General features: G+C 58.9%; 1 protein-coding gene. It reads right to left on the bottom strand.

Features of this window, described 5'->3' with window-relative positions:
* On the bottom strand, positions 1-864 hold an 864-nt coding region (locus HGR_RS01625; RefSeq protein ID WP_039852011.1), incomplete at its 3' end, for an MCP four helix bundle domain-containing protein.
* Between the last annotated feature and the right edge of the window lie 220 nt (positions 865-1,084).

Raw genomic sequence — 1,084 nt, 5'->3', positions numbered from 1 at the left:
CTGATTGCCCTGCGCGATCTCGGCGCTGGCGGTCGCCACGCTCTCGGAGCCCTCACGCACCGCCGTCACAGTACGAACCAACGCCTCTTGCATGCGCTTGACCGCTACCAGAACGCTCCCCCCATCGCCCGATCGCACCTCCACTGTCGCACTGAGGTCACCATCGGCAATCTGGTTCACGACTCGTGAAACCTCATGGGGTTCCGCCCCCAGTTCACCACTGATCTGCCGCGTGATTTGCCAGGCAATCAAGGCTCCGAGCAAGGCCATCGAAAGGGCCAGTCCGAGCGATATCAAAGCACTGGTGGCGGCGGTGGAAGCACCGGCCTTGGCCAGATTCTGGGCAGTATCGAAACGCAGTTGGATCGAATCGTCGACCGCCTTGAACAAGGCGAGGCGCTTTTCACGCACGGTGAACAAGGTCTTGTCCGCGCCCGCCGTATCCCCTTGCATCGCAAGCTCCATCGCTTGCGATGCGATGGCTTCATAAGCCTTGCTGTTTTCCTTGATGGCAGCGAGCAAGGCCTTGCCCTCTTGTGTGTCGGTGACCTTGTCGAGCTCCGCGATCAATTTCTCGTTGTCAGCCTTGAGTTTTTCCACCATGTCGCGGAATCTCGGCTTCATTTCAAGGTTGGTGCTGATCATCACATTGCGCAAGTTCAACGCAGCGGCATTCAAGTTGTCCTTGAGCTGCACGAACTGCCGCATCTGGGACATTTGCTGGCCAGACATGATCTCAAGATCACCCGCCAATCCGTTCATCTTGACCGTGCTGCCCAAGGCGATGACAACACCCAGGGCCACAACCACGCCGAAGCCCAGCGCCAAACGCTGGCCGACCTTGAGTTTTCTTGTACCGAACACGCTTACCTCCGCATACTGATGCGCGACATCAAATGACCAGGCTCAATCGCCACGCAGGATCAAGCCTTATCGCTCTCGGCCACCCGAGAGCCAAAAACTTCACCGCAAAGCCAACAAGGATGGCTGTGAGCCACCGCTGAAGCCGCCTGCGGCGTTGCCGCCGCTGCTCAGCTTGAACACCGCCACGGTCTGCACCAGTTCCTGCGATTGCGAGCGCAGG

Source organism: Hylemonella gracilis ATCC 19624 (assembly GCF_000211835.1).
Lineage (GTDB): Bacteria > Pseudomonadota > Gammaproteobacteria > Burkholderiales > Burkholderiaceae_C > Hylemonella > Hylemonella gracilis.
The sequence above is the reverse complement of the archived record's forward strand: the minus strand, read 5'-3'. Positions and strand labels throughout refer to the sequence as shown.